Below are 7,160 nucleotides of genomic sequence, written 5' to 3'. Positions count from 1 at the left end.
CTCCTTGACCGGGGCCCTTCGCCGTCGTTCCCGGGTCCGCCCGTCAGGGCTGGACGCGGAGCTCCTTGTTGATGAAGTCCAGGATCTCGCTGGCCGACGCCGACTCCATCCGCCGGGCCACGTCCTGCTCCGGCTCGGCCGCGGCCGTCCGCAGCCGCTTCCACTTCGCCACGACCGCCTCCAGCCGCTGGGCGACCCGGGCGTGGGTCTGCTCGTCGGGCTCCTCGGTCAGCCCCGCCAGGGCCGACTCCAGGCCCGCCAGCTCGGAGAGCACCGGCGGCTCGGCCTCCGGCAGGCCGGGCGCGAGCTGCTCGCGCAGGTACCGGGCCAGCGCCATCGGGGTCGGGTGGTCGAAGACCAGGGTCGCCGGCAGCCGGATGCCCGTGTCGGCGCTCAGCTTGTTGCGCAGCTCCACGCCGGTCAGCGAGTCGATGCCCAGCTCCTTGAAGGCGCTGTCCGTCTCGATCGTGGACGGGTCGATGCGGCCGAGCGTGGCGGCGAGCTGGTCGCGGATCAGGTTGACCAGCAGCTGGTCGCGCTGGCGGTCGCTCATCGGAGCGAGCCGCTCGGTCAGGCCGTTGCGCCCCCCGCCGTCGACCGAGGTCGCGGCGAGCGCCCGGCGTCCGCCCTTCACGAAGTTCCGGAAGAAGGGCGGCAGCTCGGCGGCGGCGTCCCGTACGGCGGCGAGGTTGAAATGCGCGGTGACCAGGGCGGCGTTGCCGGCCGCCAGGGCCCGGTCGAACAGGGCCAGCCCCTCGGCGCTGGTCATGGGCGCGATGCCGTTGCGGTTGATGCGGCTGAGGTCGGTCGTGTTGAGGTGCCCGGTCAGACTGCTCGTCTGCTCCCAGAAACCCCACGCCATGGAGGTGGCGGGCAGCCCGAGTGCCTGCCGGTGGTGGGCCAGGGCGTCCAGGAAGGTGTTGGCGGCCGCGTAGTTCGCCTGCCCCGGGCTCCCCAGCGAGCCGGCCGCGGACGAGTAGAGCACGAAGGCGGCGAGGTCGAGGTGCCGGGTCTGGACGTGCAGGTTCCAGGCGGCGTCGGCCTTCGGCGTCAGGACGGTGTCCAGGCTGTCCAGGGTGATCTTCTCCACCGTGGCGTCGGCCAGGGCGCCCGCCGTGTGGACGACGGCGGTGAGGGGGTGCTCGTCGGGGACCTCGGCCAGGAGGGCGGCGAGCTGATCGGCGTCGGCCGTGTCGCAGGCGGCGACGGTGACGTCGGCGCCGAGGCCGGTCAGCTCCTCGCGCAGCTGCTCGGCGCCCTCGGCCCGGAGGCCGCTGCGGCTGACCAGGAGCAGCCGGGTGTGCCCCTGGCCGACCAGGTGGTGGGCGAGGAGGCTGCCCAGGGTGCCGGTGCCGCCGGTGATCAGCACGGTCCCCTCGGGGTCCAGCGCGCGCGGCACGGTCAGCACCATCTTGCCGACGTGACGCGCCTGGCTGAGGAAGCGGAACGCCTCGGGAGCCTGCCGGATGTCCCAGGCCGTGACGGGCAGCGGCCGGAGCACCCCCGCCTCGAAGAGGCCCAGCAGCTCGGTCAGGATCTCCCGGATCCGGTCGGGCCCCGCCTCGAACAGGTCGAAGTTCCGGTACGCGACCCCCGGATGGGCCTCGGCGACCGCCTCGGGGTCCCGGACGTCCGTCTTGCCCATGTCCACGAAACGGCCGCCTCCCGGCAGCAGCCGCAGCGACGCGTCCACGAACTCCCGGGCCAGGGAGTTGAGCACGACATCGACACCCTGACCGCCGGTGGCCGTCAGGAACAGCTCCTCGAAGTCGCAGGTGCGGGAGGAGGCGATGTGGGCGTCGTCGAGCCCCGTCTCGCGCAGCGCGCCCCACTTGCCCTGACTGGCGGTGGCGAAGACCTCCGCACCCCAGTGCCGGGCCAGCTGCACCGCGGCCATGCCCACGCCGCCCGCCGCGGCGTGCACCAGCACCTTCTCGCCCGCGGCGAGTCGGGCCAGGTCGCTCAGGCCGTAGTAGGCGGTCAGGAAGACGACCGGCACGGCGGCCGCCTCGACGAAGGACCACCCGGCCGGCACCCGGACGAGCATCCGGTGGTCGGTGACCGCCTCGGAGGCCATGGAGTGCGGGACGAGGCCCATCACCCGGTCGCCCGGCACGAACTCGTCGACGCCGGGACCCACCTGGAGCACCACACCCGCGGCCTCGCTGCCGAGGTGGGCCCCCTCGCCCGGGTACATGCCGAGGGCGATGAGGGCGTCGCGGAAGTTCATACCGGACGCCCGCACGGCGAGACGCACCTCGCCAGGTGCGAGCGGGGCCTCGTCGCCGGTGGCCGGCGCCGCCAGCGTGAGGTGGTCCAGGGTTCCCTCCCCGTCCAGCTCCATCCGCCAGGCCGCGGCCCCTTCCGGCACCCACAGCACCTTCCGGGAGTCCAGGCGGCTCAGCCGCGGTGCGTACGCGGTGTCGTCCCGCAGGGCCAGCTGCGGCTCATCGGTGGCCAGGGCCGAGGTCATGGCGCCGAGGGAGGAGGTCGCGTCGTCGATGTCGAGCAGCGCGAACCGGCCGGGATGCTCCGACTGCGCCGACCTCAGCAGTCCCCACAACGGGGTGTCCGCCAACGAGATCGCACCGTCCGCGCCGGGCCGGCCCCAGACCGTGTTGCGCGTCACCACCACGAGCCGCGACGCCGTGAACGCCTCCGTCGCCAGCCACTCCTGGACGACCGGCAGCACCTCGCGAACCGCCGTGTGCGCCCCGCCGACCGGGCCGTCGTCGTCCGCGGCGGAGGCGTAGGGCAGCAGCACCAGGTCCGGGACCGGTGCACCGGCCTCGATCGCGGCCCGCAGCGAGGCGAGGTCCGCGTATCCGGCCGCGCCGAGGTCCGCCACGGGGACCTGCCCGAAGCCGGAGTCCGCACCGTCGACCCGGCCGGCGAGGACCGCCCACGTGGCGGAGGTCGCCGCCGCTTCGGCCGCGACGGGGACCGTCGTCCAGTCCACCAGCAGCAGCGGTTGCGTCGGCGACTGGCGGGAGGCCAGGTCGGCGAGCTGTTCGGCGGGGAGGGGGCGGGTGGTGAGGGCCTCGATGGTGGCGACGGGGGCGCCGCTCGCGTCGGCGAGGTGGAGGCTGATGGTGTCCGGGCCGGTCGGGGTGAGTCTGGCGCGCAGGTGGCGGGCGCCGGTGGAGTACAGGTCGACACCGGACCAGGAGAACGGCAGCCGCATCGATCCCTGCCGGCCGTCCAGCGTGTCCAGGCCGATGGTGTGGAGGGTGGCGTCGAGGAGGGCGGGGTGGATGTCGAAGGCGTCGGCTTCGAGGTCTTCGGGGAGGGTGATGTCGGCGTAGGTGTGGTGGTTGTCGCGCCAGGCGGCGGTGAGGCCTTGGAAGGCGGGGCCGTAGGTGTAGCCGTGGTCGGCGAGCATGGGGTAGGCGTCGGTGACGTCGACCGGGGTGGTGTTGGCGGGTGGCCAGATGGTCAGGTCGGGTGCCTGGTCGTCGGCGGGGCTGGTGGTGGTGAGGGTGGCGGTGGCGTGGGTGGTCCAGGCGACCGCGTCGTCGGAGGTGGTGGTGTGGGGGCGGGAGCGGATGGTGAGGGTGCGGCGCTCGTCCTCGGAGGGGGTGAGGGTGGCCTGGAGGTCGAGGGGGTGGGTGTTGTTGAGGAGGAGTGGTGTGTGGAGGGTGAGTTCTTCGAGGTGGGGGTGGGCGGTGTGGTGGCCGGTGTGGAGGGCGAGGTCGACGAATGCGGTGCCGGGCAGGAGGGGGGTGGTGGTGATGGCGTGGTCGCTGAGCCAGGGGTGGGTGTTCGTGGACAGGGTGCCGGTGAAGACGCGGCTGCCGTCGGGGAGTTCGAGGTTGGCGGTGAGGAAGGGGTGGTCGGTGGTGTCGAGTCCGAACGCGGAGGCGTCACCGGAGCTTGTGGGTGTGTGGGTGAGCCAGTAGCGCTGGTGTTGGAAGGCGTAGGTGGGCAGGTCCACGGGGCGGCCGGTGGCGGGAGCGGTGTGGGTGGTCCAGTCGACGAGCGTGCCGTGGGTGTGGAGTTGGGCGGCGGAGGTGAGGAACTGGGTCCAGTCGCCCTTGTGGCGGCGGAGGGTGCCGGTGGTGAGCGTGGGGGTGTCGGTGTGGTCGGTGTGGTCGAGGATGTCCTGGATGCTGGTGGTGAGGACGGGGTGGGTGCTGATCTCGATGAGCTGGTGGTGCCCGTCGCTGACGAGTGCGTGGGCGGTGTCGGTGAAGCGGACCGTCTGGCGGAGGTTCCGGTACCAGTACTCGGTGTCCAGGGTGGTGGTGTCGGTGACGAGGGCGCCGGTGACGGTCGAGTAGAAGGGGGTGTGACCGACCTGGGGGGTGACATCGCGCAGGTCATGGAGCAGACGGTCGCGGAACTTCTCCAGGTAGAAGGAGTGTCCGGGGACGTCCGAAGGGACGGTGCGGGCGTCGATGTGCTGGTCGGTGCAGGCGGCTACGAGCTCGGCGAGGGCGGAGGTGTCGCCGGAGACGATGGTGGTGGCGGGGCCGTTGAACGCGGCGACGCTGATCCGGTCGGTCCAGGGGGCGAGGAGGGCTTCGGCCTGGTCGGCGGGCAGGGGCAGGGAGACCATGCCGCCCTCGCCGGAGATCTGGCGCAGGGCCTGGGAGCGCAGTGCGACGATGCGTGCGGCGTCGGGGAGGGAGAGGATGCCGGCGGTGTGGGCCGCGGCGATCTCGCCCTGGGAGTGGCCGATGACGGCGTGGGGCTGGACACCGTGGGACTGCCAGAGGGCGGCGAGGGAGACCATGGTGGCGAACAGGACCGGCTGGATGACGTCGATCCGCTCCAGGGAGGCCGCGTCGGGGTGGTCCTGGATGACGTCGAGGAGCGACCAGTCGACGTGCGGGGCCAGGGCCTCGGCGCAGGCGTTGATGTGGTCGCGGAAGACGGTGCTGGTCCGGAAGAGGTCGCGGCCCATGCCGGCCCACTGCGAGCCCTGACCGGGGAAGACGAACGCCGTCCTGCCGTTGGCCTGCGGGCGCTGGTCGGCGGTCACCAGGTGGGGTGAGGGCCGGCCCTCCTTCAGCGCGGCGAGTGCGTCGAGGAGGTCGCTGCGGTCGTGGGCGATGACGGCGGCGCGGTGGTCGAAGGCGGTGCGGGTGGTGGCCAGGGCGTGGGCGATGTCGCGGGTATCGACGTCGGGACGACCGGCGGCGAAGGCGTGCAGCCGGTCCGCCTGGTCGGCCAGGGCGTCGGCGGACTTGCCGGAGACGAGCCAGACGTGCGGTCCGTCCGTTGCCTCGTCGTCGGCTGCCGCGTCGTCGGCCGGGGCCGGGACGGTGTCGTCGGCCGTGTCGGTCTCGGTGGCGGGGGGTTGTTCGAGGATGAGGTGGGCGTTGGTGCCGCTGATGCCGAAGGAGGAGACGGCGGCGCGGCGGGGGTGGTCGGTGACCGGCCAGGGGGTCTGCTCGGTGAGGAGGCTGATGTTGCCGGCGGTCCAGTCGACGTGCGGGGTCGGTGCGTCGATGTGGAGCGACTGGGGCAGGGTGCCGTGCTGCATGGCGAGGATCATCTTGATGACGCTGGCGACGCCGGCGGCTGCGGCGGTGTGGCCGATGTTCGACTTGATGGAGCCGAGGTGCAGGGGCTGGTCGGCGGGGCGGTCCTGGCCGTAGGTGGCGAGGAGTGCCTGGGCCTCGATGGGGTCGCCGAGCCGGGTGCCGGTGCCGTGCGCGTCGACGGCGTCGACCTGGTCGCTGGTCAGACCGGCGTTGGCGAGGGCCTGGCGGATGACCCGTTCCTGGGAGGGGCCGTTGGGGGCGGTGAGGCCGTTGCTGGCGCCGTCCTGGTTGACGGCGCTGCCCCGGATCAGTGCCAGCACGGTGCGGCCGTTGCGCTGGGCGTCCGAGAGGCGCTCCAGCATGACCAGGCCGACGCCCTCGGAGAACCCGGTCCCGTCGGCGGCCGCGGCGAACGGCTTGCACCGGCCGTCGGCGGCGAGCCCGCGCTGCCTGCTGAACTCGGCGAAACCGTCGGGCTCGGACAGCACGGCGACGCCGCCCGCGAGGGCGAGGTCGCACTCGTTGTTGCGCAGGGCCTGGGCGGCGAGGTGGAGGGCGACCAGGGAGGAGGAGCAGGCGCTGTCGATGGTCACCGCCGGGCCTTCGAGCCCGAGCACGTAGGCGACCCGCCCGGACGCCACGCTGGCCGTGCTGCCCGTCAGCAGAAAGCCCTCCAACTCCTCGGGCGGACGGCTGATCTGAGGCGCGTACGACTGGACGAGTCCCGCGAACACCCCGGTGCGGCTGCCGCGCAGGGTGGCCGGGTCGATTCCGGTGCGCTCACAGGTCTCCCAGGCGCATTCGAGCATGAGGCGCTGCTGGGGGTCCATGGCCAGTGCCTCGCGCGGGCTGATCCCGAAGAACTCGGTGTCGAATCCGCTGACGTCGCGCATGAAGCCGCCGTGCCGGACGGTGGACTTCCAGGGGACCTCGGGATCGGGGTCGTAGATCCCCTCCAGGTCCCAGCCGCGGTCGTTCGGGAACTCGACGATCGCGTCGGTCCCGGACGCGACCAGCTCCCACAGGTCCTCCGGGGACGACACGTCCCCCGGCATCCGGCAGGCCATTCCGACGACGGCTATCGGCTCCTGCTGCCCCTCCTCCAACTCGCGCAGACGCCGTTGGGCCTGGCGCAGTTCGGCCATCGAACGGCGCAGGTAGTCGCGGAGCTTGTCCTCATTTGACATGCGTGTCACCTCGTATGGAGTTCCGTTGACGGAGCGTGGATCAAGCGAAGTTGTTGTCGAAGGCTTCGAACAGCTCTTCGTCGGTCGCGGATGTCAGATCGTCGTCGAGCGATTCCTCCGACGCCTGGTGGGCCCTGTTCCAGCGCCGCACGAGCTCGTTGAGGCGTGCTGTGATCTGTTCTTGCTGCTGCTGGTCAGTCGCGGGTTTCGCGAGCGCCTTTTCCAGCCTGTCCAGTTCATCCAGAACGGAGAGCGAGGTCTCTTCCGTGGTGGTGGGGATGTGGGTGTGGATGTAGGTGGCGAGGGCGGTGGGTGTGGGGTGGTCGAAGATGAGGGTGGTGGGGAGGCGGAGTCCGGTGGTGGTGGTGAGTTTGTTGCGGAGTTCGACTGCGGTGAGGGAGTCGAGTCCCATTTCTTTGAAGGCTTGGTGGTCGTGGATGGTGGTGGGGTTGGGGAGGGCGAGGACTTCGGCGATGTGGGTGCG

General features: G+C 72.1%; 2 protein-coding genes. Both read right to left on the bottom strand.

Features of this window, described 5'->3' with window-relative positions; translation table 11 throughout:
* Positions 1-43: 43 nt before the first annotated feature.
* Positions 44-6,676: an SDR family NAD(P)-dependent oxidoreductase gene (locus ACFU74_RS34865; RefSeq protein WP_380764152.1), complete on the bottom strand. Its 6,633-nt coding sequence runs from the start codon at positions 6,674-6,676 to the stop codon at positions 44-46.
* Positions 6,677-6,716: 40 nt separating this feature from the next.
* A partial coding sequence (locus ACFU74_RS34860) for a phosphopantetheine-binding protein (protein WP_380764151.1) occupies positions 6,717-7,160 on the bottom strand: 444 nt, incomplete at its 5' end.

This window comes from Kitasatospora sp. NPDC057500, from assembly GCF_042802195.1.
Lineage (GTDB): Bacteria > Actinomycetota > Actinomycetes > Streptomycetales > Streptomycetaceae > Kitasatospora.
The sequence above is the reverse complement of the archived record's forward strand: the minus strand, read 5'-3'. Positions and strand labels throughout refer to the sequence as shown.